The organism is Xenorhabdus indica, from assembly GCF_014467235.1.
GTDB classification, from domain to species: domain Bacteria; phylum Pseudomonadota; class Gammaproteobacteria; order Enterobacterales; family Enterobacteriaceae; genus Xenorhabdus; species Xenorhabdus indica.
The window spans coordinates 315,636-332,974 of sequence record NZ_NKHP01000002.1; the positions used below are offsets into that span (position 1 = coordinate 315,636).

General features: G+C 41.4%; 14 protein-coding genes and 1 rRNA gene. 7 read left to right on the forward strand and 8 right to left on the reverse strand.

The features are described 5' to 3' along the window. Nucleotides 1–64 precede the first annotated feature (64 nt). Complete coding sequence (gene glpT / locus Xind_RS03025; protein WP_047679198.1) at nucleotides 65–1,414, forward strand: glycerol-3-phosphate transporter; 1,350 nt, start codon at nucleotides 65–67, stop codon at nucleotides 1,412–1,414. A 593-nt stretch (nucleotides 1,415–2,007) separates the two neighbouring features. Then, on the forward strand, nucleotides 2,008–3,087 hold the full coding sequence (glpQ, locus tag Xind_RS03030; protein ID WP_047679196.1) for a glycerophosphodiester phosphodiesterase: 1,080 nt from the start codon (nucleotides 2,008–2,010) through the stop codon (nucleotides 3,085–3,087). Nucleotides 3,088–3,149: 62 nt separating this feature from the next. Here glpQ and epmA read toward each other — a convergent pair whose 3' ends face one another. The 3 genes from epmA to Xind_RS03045 form a co-directional block, all read right to left on the reverse strand. Then, nucleotides 3,150–4,127 (reverse strand): elongation factor P--(R)-beta-lysine ligase, encoded by a 978-nt coding sequence (gene epmA, locus Xind_RS03035; RefSeq protein ID WP_187649440.1) that lies wholly within the window; start codon nucleotides 4,125–4,127, stop codon nucleotides 3,150–3,152. Between the two features lie 365 nt (nucleotides 4,128–4,492). Then, nucleotides 4,493–4,843 (reverse strand): hypothetical protein, encoded by a 351-nt coding sequence (locus Xind_RS03040; protein WP_047679193.1) that lies wholly within the window; start codon nucleotides 4,841–4,843, stop codon nucleotides 4,493–4,495. A 68-nt stretch (nucleotides 4,844–4,911) separates the two neighbouring features. Further along, nucleotides 4,912–5,241, reverse strand: a complete 330-nt coding sequence (locus Xind_RS03045; protein ID WP_047679191.1) for a hypothetical protein — start codon at nucleotides 5,239–5,241, stop codon at nucleotides 4,912–4,914. Nucleotides 5,242–6,211: 970 nt separating this feature from the next. Here Xind_RS03045 and frdA point away from each other — a divergent pair. The 4 genes from frdA to frdD are packed head-to-tail and all read left to right on the forward strand — an operon-like array spanning nucleotide 6,212 to nucleotide 9,512. Then, nucleotides 6,212–8,008: a fumarate reductase (quinol) flavoprotein subunit gene (gene frdA / locus Xind_RS03050; protein WP_187649441.1), complete on the forward strand. Its 1,797-nt coding sequence runs from the start codon at nucleotides 6,212–6,214 to the stop codon at nucleotides 8,006–8,008. Beyond that, nucleotides 8,001–8,732, forward strand: coding sequence for a succinate dehydrogenase/fumarate reductase iron-sulfur subunit (locus tag Xind_RS03055; protein WP_187649442.1), 732 nt, complete (start codon nucleotides 8,001–8,003; stop codon nucleotides 8,730–8,732). Before frdA ends, Xind_RS03055 begins: the two co-directional genes overlap by 8 nt. Nucleotides 8,733–8,749: 17 nt before the next feature. Beyond that, a complete protein-coding gene (frdC, locus tag Xind_RS03060) occupies nucleotides 8,750–9,142 on the forward strand; it encodes a fumarate reductase subunit FrdC (RefSeq protein WP_187649443.1) in 393 nt (130 codons plus the stop codon). 13 nt (nucleotides 9,143–9,155) lie between these two features. Beyond that, nucleotides 9,156–9,512 (forward strand): fumarate reductase subunit FrdD, encoded by a 357-nt coding sequence (frdD, locus tag Xind_RS03065; protein WP_187649464.1) that lies wholly within the window; start codon nucleotides 9,156–9,158, stop codon nucleotides 9,510–9,512. An 86-nt stretch (nucleotides 9,513–9,598) separates the two neighbouring features. Here frdD and Xind_RS03070 read toward each other — a convergent pair whose 3' ends face one another. From Xind_RS03070 to Xind_RS03085, 4 genes are all read right to left on the reverse strand, one after another. Next, nucleotides 9,599–11,659 (reverse strand): TonB-dependent receptor domain-containing protein, encoded by a 2,061-nt coding sequence (locus tag Xind_RS03070; protein WP_187649444.1) that lies wholly within the window; start codon nucleotides 11,657–11,659, stop codon nucleotides 9,599–9,601. 296 nt (nucleotides 11,660–11,955) lie between these two features. Next, the gene (locus Xind_RS03075; protein WP_187649445.1) at nucleotides 11,956–13,734 is read right to left on the reverse strand and encodes an acetyl/propionyl/methylcrotonyl-CoA carboxylase subunit alpha; all 1,779 of its coding nucleotides are present in this window, start codon (nucleotides 13,732–13,734) and stop codon (nucleotides 11,956–11,958) included. Between the two features lie 5 nt (nucleotides 13,735–13,739). Further along, nucleotides 13,740–15,344, reverse strand: a complete 1,605-nt coding sequence (locus Xind_RS03080) for a 5-oxoprolinase subunit B/C family protein (RefSeq protein WP_187649446.1) — start codon at nucleotides 15,342–15,344, stop codon at nucleotides 13,740–13,742. A 31-nt stretch (nucleotides 15,345–15,375) separates the two neighbouring features. After that, nucleotides 15,376–16,143, reverse strand: a complete 768-nt coding sequence (locus Xind_RS03085) for a LamB/YcsF family protein (protein WP_187649447.1) — start codon at nucleotides 16,141–16,143, stop codon at nucleotides 15,376–15,378. Between the two features lie 309 nt (nucleotides 16,144–16,452). Here Xind_RS03085 and Xind_RS03090 point away from each other — a divergent pair, with 309 nt between their 5' ends. Further along, nucleotides 16,453–17,112 carry a GntR family transcriptional regulator gene (locus Xind_RS03090; protein WP_187649448.1) on the forward strand — a complete coding sequence of 220 codons (660 nt, stop codon included), beginning with the start codon at nucleotides 16,453–16,455 and terminating at the stop codon, nucleotides 17,110–17,112. 75 nt (nucleotides 17,113–17,187) lie between these two features. On the opposite strand, the gene rrf is transcribed toward Xind_RS03090, so the two are convergent. Next, nucleotides 17,188–17,303, reverse strand: a 5S ribosomal RNA gene (gene rrf, locus Xind_RS03095). Nucleotides 17,304–17,339 lie beyond the last annotated feature (36 nt).

Genomic DNA, 17,339 nt, shown 5'->3' on the forward strand with positions numbered 1-17,339 from the left:
AGCTGTGGTGATTCGCTCATACTAGTTCATACTATTTATACTAAATAGTCATGTGGAGACAAACATGTTAAGTATTTTCAAGCCGGCACCCCACAAAACCCGGCTACCTGCGCAAGAAATAGATCCATTCTATCGTCGCTTGCGCTGGCAAATTTTTATGGGGATTTTCTTTGGGTATGCTGCTTATTATTTGGTGAGGAAAAATTTTGCTCTGGCAATGCCGTACTTGGTAGAACAGGGCTTTTCCAGAGGTGATCTCGGTTTCGCTCTATCGGGTATTTCAATCGCATACGGTTTCTCGAAGTTCATTATGGGTTCCGTGTCTGACCGTTCCAACCCACGCGTCTTTCTGCCAGCGGGTTTGATACTTGCAGCGGCCGTCATGTTATTTATGGGATTTGTACCGTGGGCAACCTCAAGCATCGCTATCATGTTTGCTCTGCTGTTCCTGTGCGGTTGGTTCCAGGGTATGGGATGGCCTCCTTGTGGTCGTACTATGGTTCACTGGTGGTCACAAAAAGAGCGTGGCAGGATTGTTTCTATCTGGAACTGTGCTCATAACGTTGGCGGTGGTTTGCCTCCATTGCTATTCCTCCTAGGTATGGCATGGTTCAATGACTGGAAAGCAGCTCTCTATATGCCTGCATTTGCAGCTATCCTGGTTGCCTTGATCGTCTTAGCTCTGATGCGTGATACTCCACAATCCTGTGGTCTACCGCCAGTCGAAGAGTATAAAAACGACTATCCGACTGATTACACAGAAAAAGATGAAAGAGAACTGACGGCAAAAGAAATTTTCATGCAGTACGTTCTGCCTAACAAACTGCTGTGGATGATTGCAGTTGCCAACGTATTCGTTTACTTGCTGCGTTACGGTATCCTCGACTGGTCACCAACTTACCTGAAAGAAGTTAAGCACTTCGCACTGGACAAATCGTCCTGGGCTTACTTCCTGTATGAGTACGCAGGTATACCTGGTACGCTGCTGTGCGGCTGGATGTCTGACAAAGTGTTCAAGGGCAATCGTGGTGCTACTGGTGTCTTCTTTATGACACTTGTTACCATCGCCACTATCGTCTTCTGGACAAACCCGGCAGGTAATCCGACTGTTGATATGATCTGTATGCTGGTGATTGGCTTCCTGATTTACGGCCCTGTTATGCTGATAGGACTGCATGCTCTTGAACTAGCACCAAAAAAAGCAGCAGGTACTGCGGCTGGCTTTACCGGCCTGTTTGGCTATTTGGGTGGCTCGGTAGCAGCCAGCGCCATTGTCGGTTACACCGTTGACTTCGCAGGCTGGGATGGCGGCTTTATGATCATGGTCGGTGGTAGCATCCTGTCCGTTATTCTATTGTTGTTTGTTATGATAAGTGAAAACAAACATAAGCAAGAAATGGCTCGTCAAGGCTAATAATTAACTAAAAGACGTTAATTAATAACCCTATCATTCGCAGTACAATAAAGTTGTACTGCGATTTCATTAGCAATACTGAATCTTTCATTTTCTGAGATAAACGCCCTAACACCTTCAACCTAAACATTGTCTAATAGAGGAAATTACCGTTATTCTATCTGCTGCCATTTTTGATATATTCGGGATTGAATAAGTTCAGAGTAAGTGAATCATAAAGATCCCACATTTTTCCTTACATTAACGAATATTAAATATTTCTTACTTTATCAGTGTCTGTTTACATCATTTAAAGTGACTATTTGATTATCACCTAAATACAAAAAAACCAATTCCATCTTATGTTTCTGTTCCTTTAATAACAGACAGAACAGGGTTAGATATAAACAGAGCCTGGCGAAAAAATTTTTATGTCATAAAATTGTGACATACCACTGATAAAATCAATATTTAGGATTGTGTTATGTCTTTATTTTATATAAAAAATTGGCCTGAATGTTCCCTATTTCTCTGGCCTTTGATGAAAAACCAGTACAGTGGTAAGTAACATTATTTTATTCAAAATATTCTATTAGAATAAATGGAGAGTTCCTATGCAGACCCCTATTAAGGCTATTATGGCTGGTATTCTGTTAGCATCATCAATGTCAGGTATTGCACATGCCGCAACAGATAAAATTGTTATCGCCCACCGTGGTGCCAGCGGTTATTTACCTGAACATACATTACCCGCCAAAGCAATGGCCTATGCGCAAGGAGCAGATTACCTTGAGCAAGATTTGGTTATGACTAAAGATGATCAACTTATTGTACTGCACGACCATTATCTTGATCGCGTAACGGATGTCGCAGAACGTTTTCCAAACCGTGCCCGTACTGATGGGCGTTATTATGCCATCGACTTTACTTTGCCAGAAATTAAATCTCTGAAATTCACTGAAGGTTTTGATATCAAGGATGGCAAAAAAGTACAAAGCTATCCTGGCCGTTTTCCAATGGGAAAATCGGATTTTCGTATCCACACTTTTCAGGAAGAACTGGAATTTATTCAAGGTCTGAACAAATCTACCGGAAAGAATATCGGTATTTATCCTGAGATCAAAGCTCCATGGTTCCATCGTCAGGAAGGAAAAGATATTACGACTAAGGTATTAGAAGTCCTAAAACAATATGGCTATACCAAAAAGAGCGATAAAGTCTATCTGCAATGCTTTGATGCCAATGAACTGAAACGCATCAAAAATGAGCTGGAACCAAAATTGGGAATGGATCTGAAACTTGTTCAGCTTATTGCTTACACTGACTGGAATGAAACCTACGAGCAAAAAACTGATGGCACGTGGCAAAACTACAGTTATGACTGGATGTTTAAACCAGGCGCAATGAAAGAAGTGGCAAAATATGCTGACGGTATTGGCCCTGATTACCATATGCTGATCGCCAGTGATTCTACACCAAACAACATTAAGTTGACTGGCATGGTGAAAGAAGCTCACGCCAGCCATCTGGTGGTACATCCATACACTATCCGTATTGATCAACTGCCAAAATATGCCACCAGCGGAAATCAATTGTTTGATATCGTTTTTGATAAAGCGAATGTTGATGGTGCATTCACAGACTTCCCTGATTTAGCCGTGAAATTCTTGGAAAAACATCACGAACATCAGTAATCAATATCACAATGAAAAAGGGGGACAACTTTAATGCCCCCTTTATACTCAAAAAACCCAGGTTAAGAGATCCCCACTGGAAATGCGATCACCTCGCTAATCCTCTCTGCACCTAGTGCCAGCATAATCAGGCGATCAACGCCCAATGCAACTCCGGCACATTCCGGCATACCATGAGCCAATGCTTCAAGCAGGTACTCATCAATCGGTTGTACAGGTAACCCCATTGCTTCACGTTTCCGGTTATCCTGTTCGAAACGCAAGCGCTGCTCTTTGCCATCTGTCAGTTCACGGAAACCATTCGCTAATTCCATACCTTTGAAATAAACTTCAAAGCGCTGGGCAACACGGTGATCTTCTTTACTGATTTCTGCCAGTGCCGCCTGGGATGCAGGGAAATGATAGATAAATGTTGGCTTCTCAATCCCAATGTGCGTTTCAACTCCCATGGTAAAAAGCAATTGCAACAAGATATCCCGATCTTCTTCACAATCAGCGACATTGCTGAGATCAAGTTTTGCCGCTACTTCACGCAGTTTTTCCTTGCTTGCAGTCAGAGGATCAACATCCAAATAACGAATAAATGCCTGCTGGTAAGAAAGAGATTCAGCACTTTCACAATCCAGAATTTGCTGCAATAGATCATCTACTTCATTCATCAAACGATACATATCGTAATGCGGACGATACCATTCCAGCATGGTAAATTCAGGATTATGATGACGCCCCGCTTCTTCATTACGGAAACTTTTTCCCATCTGATAAATAGAACCGCTGCCTGCTGCCAACAAACGTTTCATGTGATATTCAGGGCTGGTCATCAGGTACAGAGGCAAGCCACCCGCTGCGCCAGGCCCGACAAATCGTGTCTGGAAAGGAACAAGATGGACGTCAGTGACGGTCGCTTGACTCATGGCAGGTGTTTCAACCTCCAACACCCCGCGATCTGCGAAAAAGCGCCGTATTTCTGCCAGAATCTCTGCCCTTTTCAATAGGTTGGCGATAGGGGTAGTTGGCTGCCAATCCGCGACTTCGTTCATGTTCCAATGACTCCAAGATAAAACAAAACGCGCAGTTTACCCGCATCCTGCTTGCCAGACAAATTTTCAATATGGAATTAGTGAGCAATTATTCTCGGCAATACAAATAGCCAAAATTTCTCTTATCTCTGCATGGAAGATAATAAAACATAAATTTTAAACTTTTATTTTAAATAGCTTTCCAAAATGATAAGACACCGCTTGACTCTTCGCGGCGCAAGGAGCCAAGCTCTCACTAGCCTTAGTGGCTCACTATTATGAAAAGCTATTTAATTCCATTGAATAATATGGACATCCATGTCCAAGTGCTAGAATATTCTATTTGGATTTAAAGAAAGTAGAAGTAGAAAGTAGAAAAATGTATCTTATCCCCAAGGAGGGTCTGAATCAGATGGAGCAATCATCAAATCAGCCATAACACCTGAAATGTAACGAAACCCTTCTGGGGAAATATGATTGGTAAGTTTTAATGATACAAGAAATGGAGTATTTAAAGCTAACAGTAATACGAAATATAATCCTACTCCTCCTATATCGTGTTCAGGATATGCTAAATAATGTTTTTCAAAATAATGTCCTTCAGAATCCGAAAAACAGACTTCAATATTACTAAATAAAACATTAGCCTTTAGTGCTTTAATTTTTACATTGCTCAAAACAGTTGAGTCATTGTTGTTTAGTTTCTCATTTGATACTGATTTATTATTGCTGCTCATGTGATTACCCTTTAACTAATTTTTAGTTATTAATAAATTTCTTAAAAGTAAATTAGTCAGACTTATTTTTACTCCCAGGTAAATGTAGCTTCTGAAATATAACCAACATGTGGTGTACCATGATATCTGGAAGCTTTTATTTTTACTGAAGATCTGTTGAGCATAGCCGTCAATAACCCCATGAATATGGCAACCCCACCTATCTCCTGATGAGGAGATGCAAGCTCATAAAAAAGGAAATCATACTCGGGATGATAAATTGTGATCCTAACATTACTACTTCTATCTTCCCGTCCATAAGTCTGCAGCCTAAAAATTTTTACTTCGTACTCTACCTCACCATCTGTTAATGTATTTGTTAATGTATTGGCTGATGCTGGTTTATCTTTGATATTCATATGATTATTCCTTTAGATAATTATTTATATAAAAAATACAAACAAAATTCGTAGAGATTTAATTCTGAATTGAAAATCACAATATCATCAGAATATAACCACCAATTAATTAGAATGAAATCACCCTATTTTTATTGGCGCTAAGACCCTATATAGAATAGAGATAAAAACATTGATTTATGATTATGCAATAATTTTCTCACCCCTATTCAGTAGAATATATTACATTCCCTTTTTACCCTTCTAAACTTCGGATAAACATAAAATTAAAAACTTATTAAATGTGCCCCAAAGAAAATAAACTCTAATCAAAAGTTATATATAAAAGTTAGATGATGATTTTTGATATGTCAAAGAAAACATTTGAAATCACTGATCAATGGAAAAAACACGCAATTAACATTACAAAAATTAAGAAATATTTATATTTAACTCCATATTCCATTAAAAAAAATCATGTATAAAGCTTTTCCTAAAAATATAGTTCGGATAGACCTTATTATTAAATGACTTATTTAATAAGTATTTTTTATTCAGTTAATATTCTGACTAATAATTTTTAAAAAATAAAATCGTCATTAATTACAGTATGTGTTTATATCTTAATTTTATCAAAAAATTTGATAAATTTATTTTTCATCATTGCATACATCATGCCAATAAGTAGAAAATCTGTGTCAGATCACGTTTTGCAGGGAAAATCACACAAAATACGCATTCATATCAAATTTACCCCCGACACGATTCGCTATAATTAAACCATACAAAAAATAATAGATAGTGAACTTTCCTCGTTAAAGTATAGAAAATCATTCATAACATCATTACGAATAATGCATTGATAAATAAAAATAAATATTACTTCAGCATAGCAAAAATAGAGAAACAGATGAGTAATAACACAACGGTTCTTTTAACTGATTTTTGATTTATTTAGTTTGAACCCACACTTAAACAATGGAGAAGTCCAGTGCAAACCTTCAATGCTGATCTAGCAATTATCGGAGCCGGTGGCGCAGGTCTACGGGCAGCTATCGCTGCGGCTGAAACTCATCCCCAACTTAAAATTGCCCTGATTTCCAAAGTGTATCCTATGCGCAGCCACACCGTCGCCGCGGAAGGTGGATCAGCCGCAGTCACTCAAGCCCATGACTCCTATGATTTTCATTTCAATGACACGGTGTCTGGTGGCGATTGGCTATGTGAACAGGATGTGGTTGAGTATTTTGTCAAGCATTGTCCAACAGAAATGATTCAGTTGGAACAATGGGGCTGCCCATGGAGCCGTAAGGAAGATGGTTCTATTAATGTTCGTCGTTTTGGCGGCATGAAAATTGAACGCACATGGTTTGCTGCCGATAAAACCGGCTTTCACATGCTACATACACTCTTTCAAACCTCGCTCAAATATCCTCAAATCCAGCGTTTTGATGAGCATTTCGTCCTCGATATTTTGGTTGATGAAGGTCAAGCGCGTGGTTTAGTCGCCTTGAATATGATGGAAGGAAGCAAAGTTCAAATTCGCGCAAATGCGGTCATTATGGCTACTGGTGGTGCCGGACGTGTATATCGCTATAACACCAATGGTGGCATTGTGACAGGCGATGGTATGGGTATGGCTTTCCGCCACGGTATTCCATTGCGCGATATGGAATTTGTACAGTATCACCCAACCGGTTTACCGAGATCAGGGATCCTAATGACCGAAGGCTGCCGGGGTGAGGGTGGGATCCTGGTTAACAAAGATGGCTATCGTTATCTACAGGATTACGGTTTGGGGCCAGAAACTCCACTCGGCTATCCCGAAAATAAATATATGGAACTAGGGCCACGCGACAAAGTTTCGCAGGCATTCTGGCATGAATGGCGAGCAGGCCGAACCATTGCAACACCACGTGGTGATGTTGTGCATCTGGATCTGCGTCATCTGGGCGAGAAAAAATTACTCGAACGTTTGCCATTTATCTGTGAATTAGCCAAAGCCTATGTTGGTGTAGATCCTGTCAAAGAACCTATCCCGGTAAGACCGACGGCGCACTACACAATGGGCGGAATCGAAACCAATCAACAATGTGAAACCCGCATCAAAGGACTGTTTGCCATTGGGGAGTGCTCTTCTGTCGGGTTGCATGGTGCAAACCGTCTCGGCTCTAACTCACTGGCAGAACTGGTGGTCTTTGGCCGCCTGGCGGGTGAAGAGGCTGTCAAACGTGCTCAGGAAGCCACATCAGCTAATGAAAAAGCACTGGATGCGCAAGCTCGCGATATTGGAGCTAAACTCAATACACTGCTGAATCAGAAAGGGAACGAAAGTTGGGCGAAAATTCGCGATGAACTGGGGACTTCAATGGAAGAAGGGTGCGGTATCTATCGTACTCCTGAATTAATGCAGAAGACAATTGATAATATTGCTGAACTGAAAGAACGTTTTAAACACATCCAAATCAGTGACCGCACCAGTGTATTCAATACTGATCTGCTCTATACCATTGAACTGGGATTTGGTCTGGAGGTCGCTGAATGTATGGCTCACTCGGCCATGAACCGTAAAGAGTCCCGCGGTGCTCACCAACGCCTTGATACAGGCTGCACAGAACGTGATGATGAGAACTTCCTGAAACATACACTGGCTTTCTATAACCCGGAAGGTGCCCCACATTTGGAATACAGTGATGTGAAGATCACTCAATCCCAACCAGCAAAACGGGTCTATGGCGGTGAAGCAGCAGCACAAGAGAAAAAACAGAAGGAGCAAGCGAATGACTGAGATGAAAAAAATGAAAATGGAAGTCATGCGCTATAACCCGGAAATCGATAACAAGCCATATTTTGCTACTTACGAAGTGCCCTACGATGAGCAGACTTCTCTGTTGGATGCCTTAGGTTATATTAAGGATAATCTGGCTCCTGACCTGTCTTACCGCTGGTCTTGCCGTATGGCAATCTGTGGTTCCTGCGGCATGATGGTGAACCGCGTACCAAAACTGGTCTGTAAGACTTTCCTGCGTGATTATCCGCAAGGTCTGAAAGTTGAAGCATTAGGGAATTTCCCGATTGAACGGGATTTAGTTGTGGATATGACGCACTTTATTGAGAGTCTGGAAGCGATCAAACCTTATATCATCGGCAATGGGCGCAAACCCTCTGATGGCCCGAATGTACAAACTCCGGCACAGATGGCAAAGTATCATCAATTCTCCGGTTGTATCAACTGTGGCCTGTGCTACGCAGCTTGCCCGCAGTTTGGCCTGAATCCTGAGTTTATTGGCCCTGCCGCAGTCACACTGGCGCACCGCTATAATCTTGATAATCGAGATCACGGCCAAAAAGAGCGTATGCCACAGATCAACAGTGATAATGGCGTCTGGTCTTGTACGTTCGTTGGTTATTGTTCTGAAGTTTGTCCAAAGCATGTTGATCCAGCGGGGGCAATTCAACAAAGCAAAGCAGAAAGTGCTAAAGATTTCATTATCTCTATGCTGAAACCATAATAAGGGAGAAAAGAGTAATGGCGACAAAACGTAAACCTTATGTACGAGGCATGGAGCCTAATTGGTGGCATAAATTGGGATTCTATCGATTCTATATGCTGCGTGAAGGGACAGCTATTCCCACTGTTTGGTTCAGTCTCTTAGTGCTTTATGGCCTGTTTGCTTTGAAAGGCGGCCCCGAAAATTGGGCGGGGTTTGTCTCCTTTTTGCAAAATCCGCTGATATTACTGATTAATGTTATCACCTTGCTGGCTTCATTATTGCATACCAAAACGTGGTTTGAGCTGGCTCCTAAGGCGCTCAATATCATTGTCAAAAGTGAAAAAATGCTACCAGGACCGATTATCAAACTACTGTGGGCAACGACTATCATTGCTAGTGCCGTGATTCTCGGTGTCGCACTGCTCTAACCCCAAGGAGGATCTGATGAATCAAGAACCAAAACGTTCCAATGAACCGATTTTCTGGGGCCTGTTTGGGGCAGGTGGTATGTGGAGTGCCATTGTTGGGCCTGCAATTATCCTGCTACTGGGTATTTTGCTGCCACTGGGACTGGCACCGGAAGCGCTTTCTTATGAACGCATTCTGATGTTTTGCCAGAGTTTTATTGGCCGTATCTTTTTGCTACTGATGATCAGCCTGCCACTATGGTGTGGTTTGCACCGTATTCATCACGGTATGCACGATCTGAAAATTCATATTCCCGCCAGTCAATGGGTGTTTTATGGTGCAGCCGCGATTCTGACTGTGGTTGCCTTGATTGGGATTTTTACGCTGTAATAGCGCTAATTTTAGCAAGCTATCTTGGAAAAAGTCTGCGGTTTATCCGCAGACTTTTTCCTAAAAATTAAGGCATTTTCTTTACTTTAGAACTTATAAGAAATAGTAGCTTTATAAGCGCGACCTTTCTCTTCTTGTCCTTTATAAATATTCAGATAGTAAGACTGTTCGTTGTAACGTTTATCGAAGATATTATCGATACCAAACTGGATTTCTGTGTTTTTAAATGAGCCAGTTTTCGGAGCCCAGGAAATATACACATCACTGACGCCATATCCTGATTTATGTACATTTACAACCCGACCACTATCTGTCCCTTTCGCGTCTGCTGACCGGACAAATCGGGAATTCCAACCGAGTTCAATGTCGGTTTTATCAAACAAGTAATTTCCACCAATGGTGAAAGAATCACCAATAGTTGGTGTGAACTCTAATCTTCTGTCAAACAACTCATTACCTTGCATAATTTGATTATTCGCTTTGGCGTAAGTCGCTCTCAAGGACAAGTTATCCAGTTTATATTTGGTCGCTAATTCAAACCCTTCTAATCTGGATTTTGGGATGTTTTGTAGCTCTCTTTTAGCTAAAGTCGTCGACAGGTTTTTGAAATTGGTCTGGAATACTTTACCAATTACAGTAAATGAGTCGTTTTCAGCAAAAACACTAGGATATGTTCCCGCTACGCCAGTTTCTAAGTTGTACCCTGTTGTAGTTTTCAAGTTAGCATTGTGATTGCTTGGCCCAAGACCAATCTCTTTGCCCAATGGCCCTCTGAAAAGTTCGGTATAATTGGCAAATAATGTGGTTGATGCTCCAAGTTCGTATTTCAAACCAAGTGCTTTTGAGAAACGAGCATAAGTTCTCTCAAAAGGTTCATGGTTCTTATTGATAGTGTTGTATTTGTAATGATCCCATCTGACACCTGGTATGATATGGAAATCAGCAAATTGAATATCATCTTCCAAATAAACAGATGATGACTTTCCTGTTTCTACTGCTTTTTTGTGTATATTTTCTGATACATCAGTGTATGCCATTCTGGTATCAAAATATTCATACCCATAAGTTAAAACATGGGATAATTTCTGGGTATCAAAATTAGAGACATTACGCGCCCTAATGCCTTGGGTTTCAACAATACTGTCAAATCCCTTTCCAGGCCCACCGACTTCCCTCATATGATTGAAGTTTTGTTCTGTGTGATAGGCAGAAATTTTTAAATCAATGAAGTCATTATCGACTGGTACATATCTGTAAGTAAGATTATAAGCATCACGCTCTAAAGCGTACGCTCCTTTTTTCCCTTTATTGATATCCGGGCCAAAATTCAATCTGAAATTAGTATCCGCATCATTCTGATAATGTTCTTTTGATACACTGATGTACTGATCATCAGTCAGATTGAATTTCGCTTTTAATAAGTAATTGACCAGTTTCCCATCGGTAGGAATTGAATCTCTTCCGCGGCTATCTCGGCCCGATTCAGCATCATTTATGTTACGATGGTTAAAATAGCCTAATAAATCAACGGCTCCCACTCTGCCATAAGTTGCTAAAGATTGCTGGAACTCAGAACCATTACTGACATAACTTAATTTACCTTTTGTACCAAATAATTGGCCCGGTTCTAATAAATCACCCGCATCAACGGTTTCAAATTTTAATGCACCGCCAAGGGCTCCGGTATCATAGGTGATACTATTCGTACCAACGCTGATATCAATTTGCTTCAGCATTTCAGGGTCTATACCGTAGTTCCCCGCATGATGGAAGTGATATCCCTCTTGCCGTGCACCATCAACCGTTACGTTGATGAACTGATCATCCATGCCCCGGATTTTAAAGCGCTGCCCTAAAGCGCTAGGGTGACCCGCTTGAACGCCCGGTACATTCTTTAAAATCTCACCGACGCTTTGTGCCTGTCTGACTTTAATTTCGTTACGGTTGACTTTTCCACTCTCTTGTTCTGCATTGTTACCTGCAATAACAACGAGTGTATCGCCCGTTGCCGTTGATTTTTTGATTGACCCTTCGGTGTTTGCAAATGCGTTAGTAGAAACAGCGACTGTCAACATTGATGCTGACATCAGAGGAACACACAGGCCACTTTTAGCCAAGCTTGCGTAAATTTTGGTAATTTTAGACATACATTCTTCAGTTAAAACATGATTGATAATTATTATTATTTATATTTCTATAGGAAATGTAAATAACCTTAAGTGACTATCGTTAATTTTAACTATTTGAATTCGGAATCATGTCCCAATAAATCCAACTATTCTTAGTTCCTAGCGAAGATTTTTTAACGACCTGAGTCCACAAAGACAAGTTTATTTATTGAATAGAATGAAGAAGTTAATGACGATAAAGAGCCTGAGTGAGATCTTCACCTCAAAGCTGAAACGGGTATAAACTTATACCCGTTGGTTTTTTAGATAAAATATTAATATTCTATTCTGGCTAAGACTCTATCTGCATCCTGATAATTCCCTGCCTGAACGCAGAATGTGATTCTCCCTGAACAATGTGCACGGATCTGTACCTCCATTTTCATGGCTTCCATCATGGCAATCACATCACCTTCATTAACTTTCTCCCCTTCCCGCACCAACCAAGAATGCAGAATGCCGGAAATAGGTGCCTTTACCTGGTGGGGATCTTGCGGCGTTTTTTGCTTTATTATCGGCTGAGAAGATTGCTTCTCACTGACAGACGCTAACCTTGCTAAACCTGCCAATAGATCTGATGACAAGCCCAATTCATGCCTGCGACCATCAATTTCAATATAGGTGCGGGTGATATGCTTATCCTCAGCAGGGATCTGACGTAGCGAAGTTTCCAGTTCATCGGCAAAATCTGTTTCAATCCAACGGGTATGAACGTTGAAATTATCTCCTGAGACAAAATCAGGATGTCCGATTACAGCTCGGTGGAAAGGTAAAACAGAGGCTACTCCACTGATTTTAAATTCTTGTAATGCCCGACGTGCACGGGCAAGAGCTTGTTCACGCGTTGTTCCTGTGACAATCAGTTTTGCCATCAATGAATCAAAAGCAGCGGGAATGGTAGAACCACTCATTACACCGGAGTCCAGACGAATACCAGGACCAGAAGGCGGGAGAAACGTTGTAATAGTGCCGGAAGTGGGTAAAAAACCTTTTCCTGCATCTTCCGCATTGATGCGAAATTCAAACGAATGCCCTCTTGGTACGGGTGTTTTTTGGATGCTTAACGGATAACCTTCTGCAATCCTCAACTGTTCAATAACTAAATCAATCCCAGTTGTTTCTTCCGTAACAGGGTGCTCAACTTGTAAGCGAGTATTCACTTCTAAAAAAGAGAGTGTGCCATCAGTACTGAGCAAAAATTCGACCGTTCCCGCTCCGATATAATTGGCTGCCGCACAAATCGCTTTTGCCGCTTCATGAATGCGTTCTCGTTGCTGCTGAGTTAAAAAGGGAGCCGGAGCTTCTTCTACCAGTTTCTGATTCCGACGCTGCAAGGAACAATCACGGGTGCCAAGTACAACGATATTACCGTATTTATCTGCAATCACTTGCGCTTCAATATGACGCGGTTTATTCAGGAACTGTTCAATAAAACATTCCCCTCGCCCAAAAGCGGCTGTTGCCTCACGTACTGCGGAATAGTAAAGTTCTTCAACTTCATCTCGTCGCCAGACCACTTTCAAACCACGACCTCCACCACCAAATGCGGCTTTAATGGCAATCGGTAAACCATGTTCCCCCGCAAAAGCAATAACTTCCTGCACATCTTTGACAGGCTCTGTGGTTCCTATCACCAAGGGAGCACCAACTTGCTGGGCAATTTTACGTGCCTTAATTTTATTTCCCAATTCGTCAATTGTGTCAGGATTAGGGCCAATCCAAATCAATCCTGCATCGATTACAGCACGGGCAAATTCAGCTCGCTCAGACAAAAAACCGTATCCGGGATGGATCATCGTTGCCTGCGCTTGCTTTGCAATTTCCAGTAAGCGTGGAATATTAAGATAGGTTTCTGTAGGTCTGTTTCCTGCTAAAGCGTACGCTTCATCTGCTAATTGTACGTGTTGTGCATCGATATCAGAATCTGCATAAACAGCTATCGTCTGTATGCCATAGTCACGACAAGCACGAATAATGCGAACAGCAATTTCACCACGATTGGCAATCAATACTTTATTTGTAGTCTTTTTTACATTGTTAACAGTAGGGTCCATTGCTGCTATTTACTCCCCTGGATTTCGTGGAATTGATTGATAGGATTAAATTGAATTTTGCCATTAATCGGAATCTGACCAGCAAGATCAAGGTGGTAATGTGCCACAGAAGCAATAACAGGATATCCACCCGTCACAGGATGATCTGCCAGAAACAATACTGGCTGCCCATCGGCCGGAATTTGTATCGCACCACTGCAAGTTCCTTCACTTGGTAACTCTTTGTGCTTAATACGTGATAGTGCATACTCACCATTTAGCCTCAATCCAATCCTGTTGGATTGTGGAGTTATCTGCCAGATTTGGTTTCGCAACAAATCAATTGATGTCTGCTCAAACCAATCAGTACGAGGGCCAAAGAATATATCTAATACTACAACGTCATCTTTATTTGGCATTACGAATGCCGGTGTTTCAGAAATAGATACCGCTGTACAATGAGATGTTTCCCCTATGATAAGTCTATCATCAGGTTTTAGTGGTACAGGGCCAATACTAGACAGTGTGTCAAATGAACGACTGGCCAGCACTTCAGGAACAATAAAACCACCTCTGACAGCCAGATAAGAACGCATTCCCGCATTGGGTATTCCCAATATGATTTCATCTCCATCATTTAAATCAATAGGTTTGTAAGTATTCACATGCAAAATTTCCCCTGACGGGGTTTTGATCTGAATTGGACATAAAGCCCCGGTAACCCCAATAATTATTTTCCCTCTGGCGACAGCTCTAAATCCCCCTTGTACTATTTCTAAGCACGCTTTATCAGAAGAGTTACCAACGATACGGTTTGCACTACGCAAGGCACTTTTATCCATGGCACCAGATGCCGATATCCCCAAACTTGATTTTCCCAAACGCCCTAAATCCTGGAATAACGTTTGTAGTCCGACAGATACTATTTCCAAAGAACAAAAAACTCCCTCTGGAGACATTTCAGCAAAAATTTCATCAGGAATAGACGATTTTTCAGGTAGACTTACCGTTACAATACCTCGTTCAACATTTCGGAAGCTGACACGATCACCCGGTTGTAATAAAGCAGGTTCAGGGCGCGAAAGATCCCACATGCGTTTATTCGTAATACCAATCAGTTGCCAACCACCAGGACTTGCCTGAGGATAAATGCCACTGAACTCCCCCGCCAAGGCAACTGTGCCGGCGGGAATACGTGTTCTTGGTGTTTTGCGACGTGGAATATTCCATTGTGCAATATCCGAAACCAAGTAAGCAAAACCAGGCGCAAATCCAGTAAAAGCCACCCTATATTCATTTTCGGCGTGTTGGCGTATAACGTCCTGTACTGAAGTTCCCAATATTTCAGCAACAGCAGCTAAATCTTCACCGTTATAACACACAGGGATCTCAATCTGTTTTCCACTCACATAGCGGCATGTTTGCAGACTTCGGTTCTGAATCTCATCGACCAATTGATAAACTGAAATTGTCATCGGGTGAAAACGGATCATTAAAGTTCTTGCCGCCGGAATAATCTCCTCAATCCCAGAAAGCGGTGTCATATTCAGCGAATCAAACAACATCAGTGTTTCTGTCAATCCACTAAGTTCAACCATAATGGAGTTAAAATTAACAGGTAAAAAACGCAAGGCTATCTCCTGAAATCATTAATCTATGTGGTTATGAATGGATAAATGATCGAATGGTGATCCTTGCCTGTTGCAGGACAATTTTTATTTGTCTGGCCATATCCAACGCCCCTAAGCTATCACCATGTACACAAAGAGAATCTGCTTCAATAGGAGTGAATTTTCCATCAATAGATTCCACTCCTCCCTCTGTGACTAACTGCAACATACGCTGTGCAACATAACTAGCATCATGCAATACAGCACCTTCTTCACGACGGGAAACCAATTCTCCTTTCGATGTATAGGCACGATCTGCAAAGGCCTCAGAGATAGTTTTCAGCCCTTTTTCTTGCGCCAGCCGGAGGATATTTGAGCCAGCTAATCCCATCAATGCAAGATTTGGGTTAATTGCCAATATGCCCTCAATAACCGCCAGACCCTGCTTTTTATCATTAGCTATCGTGTTATAAAGCGCGCCGTGTGGTTTTACATAACTGATTGTTGTTCCTATTGATGTAGCCAATCCTTGCAAAGCACCAATCTGATAAATCACATCTGCGGTAAGTTCATTGCTGGCAAGATCCATATTACGACGGCCAAAACCAACTAAATCAGGATAAGAAACATGAGCCCCAATAACGATCTGATTTTCCTTCGCTAATTTCAGAGTTTGCAAAATTCCTGCCGGATCACCTGCATGAAAACCACAGGCAACATTTGCACTGCTGACAATCCCCAACATTTCCTCATCATTTCCCATTCTCCACTGTCCAAAACTCTCACCGAGATCGCTGTTTAAATCGATTACATTTATCATATTGTTAAATCATTATTGTAATATCGTTGAACAATAGATAATTTCTGACGAGAAAACAATCAAACAAAATTGGTATATATAGTGTAAAAATCCAACGGAGATCACTTTATTCATATTCCCGACCAAATTTTCAAGCATGTCATATTGAGGTAAACGACATTGAAATACACAATTTTAGGATTAGGATGAAAAGAATAATGTTATTTTATGTTAGGCAAATAATCGTAACTTGCTGGTTATTCAAGAATATGTGAAGATTAACTTTTGAACACCAAAGGTACTTTTCTCAGCTACACCCAATGGATAACTATGAAAAGAGAGAGTTCTCCTCAAATTTTGAGTAAGAAAATTACAGAAATCATAAGAAATAAACTGGTTATCGGGGAATTATTACCCGGACAACGTTTATCAGAAGCAATCCTAAGTGAACAACTTGGAATTTCCCGCAATACTTTACGAGAAGTATTCCGCACTCTTACTCAAGAAGGGTTATTAAAACATCGACCCAATCGTGGTGTGTTTGTAGCAATACCTGATATTGCGTCAATTATTGATATCTATCGAGTCAGAAAACTGATTGAATGCCAAGCACTTGCACAAGCATACCCTGTGCATCCTGCTGTTACCAAAATGCGGGCAGCAGTAGCAAACGCCCAACAATGTCAAAATCGGCAAGATTGGGTCGGAGTTGGTACAGCCAATATGCGTTTCCATGCCGCTATCGTAGAACTGACCGACAGTGAAAGATTAATAACATTCTACCGTAATATTTCGGCAGAACTTCGTTTAGCTTTTGGCCTTTTGAATGAACCAGAACTGTTATACGCTCCTTATGTCGATAAGAATGCATATATTCTAGAGCTTCTGGATTCAGGCCAGACAAAACTAGCGACGCAGAAAATGGAAGATTATCTGGATTTATCAGAAAGAACCGTACTGGCTGCATATTCTCGCAAAAATAATGGATAAGAACTGAAAAAATAAATTATTACCCAAAATGCAAAAAAGCCATCCGGTTCAGGATGGCTTCTCTGTCAAATCAATGTCTGGCAGTGCCCTACTCTCGCATGGGGAGACCCCACACTACCATCGGCGCGACGGCGTTTCACTGCTGAGTTCGGCATGGGGTCAGGTGGGACCACCGCGCTATTGCCGCCAGACAAATCCTGTTTTCAATCCCGAACAAGCTGCCGGAC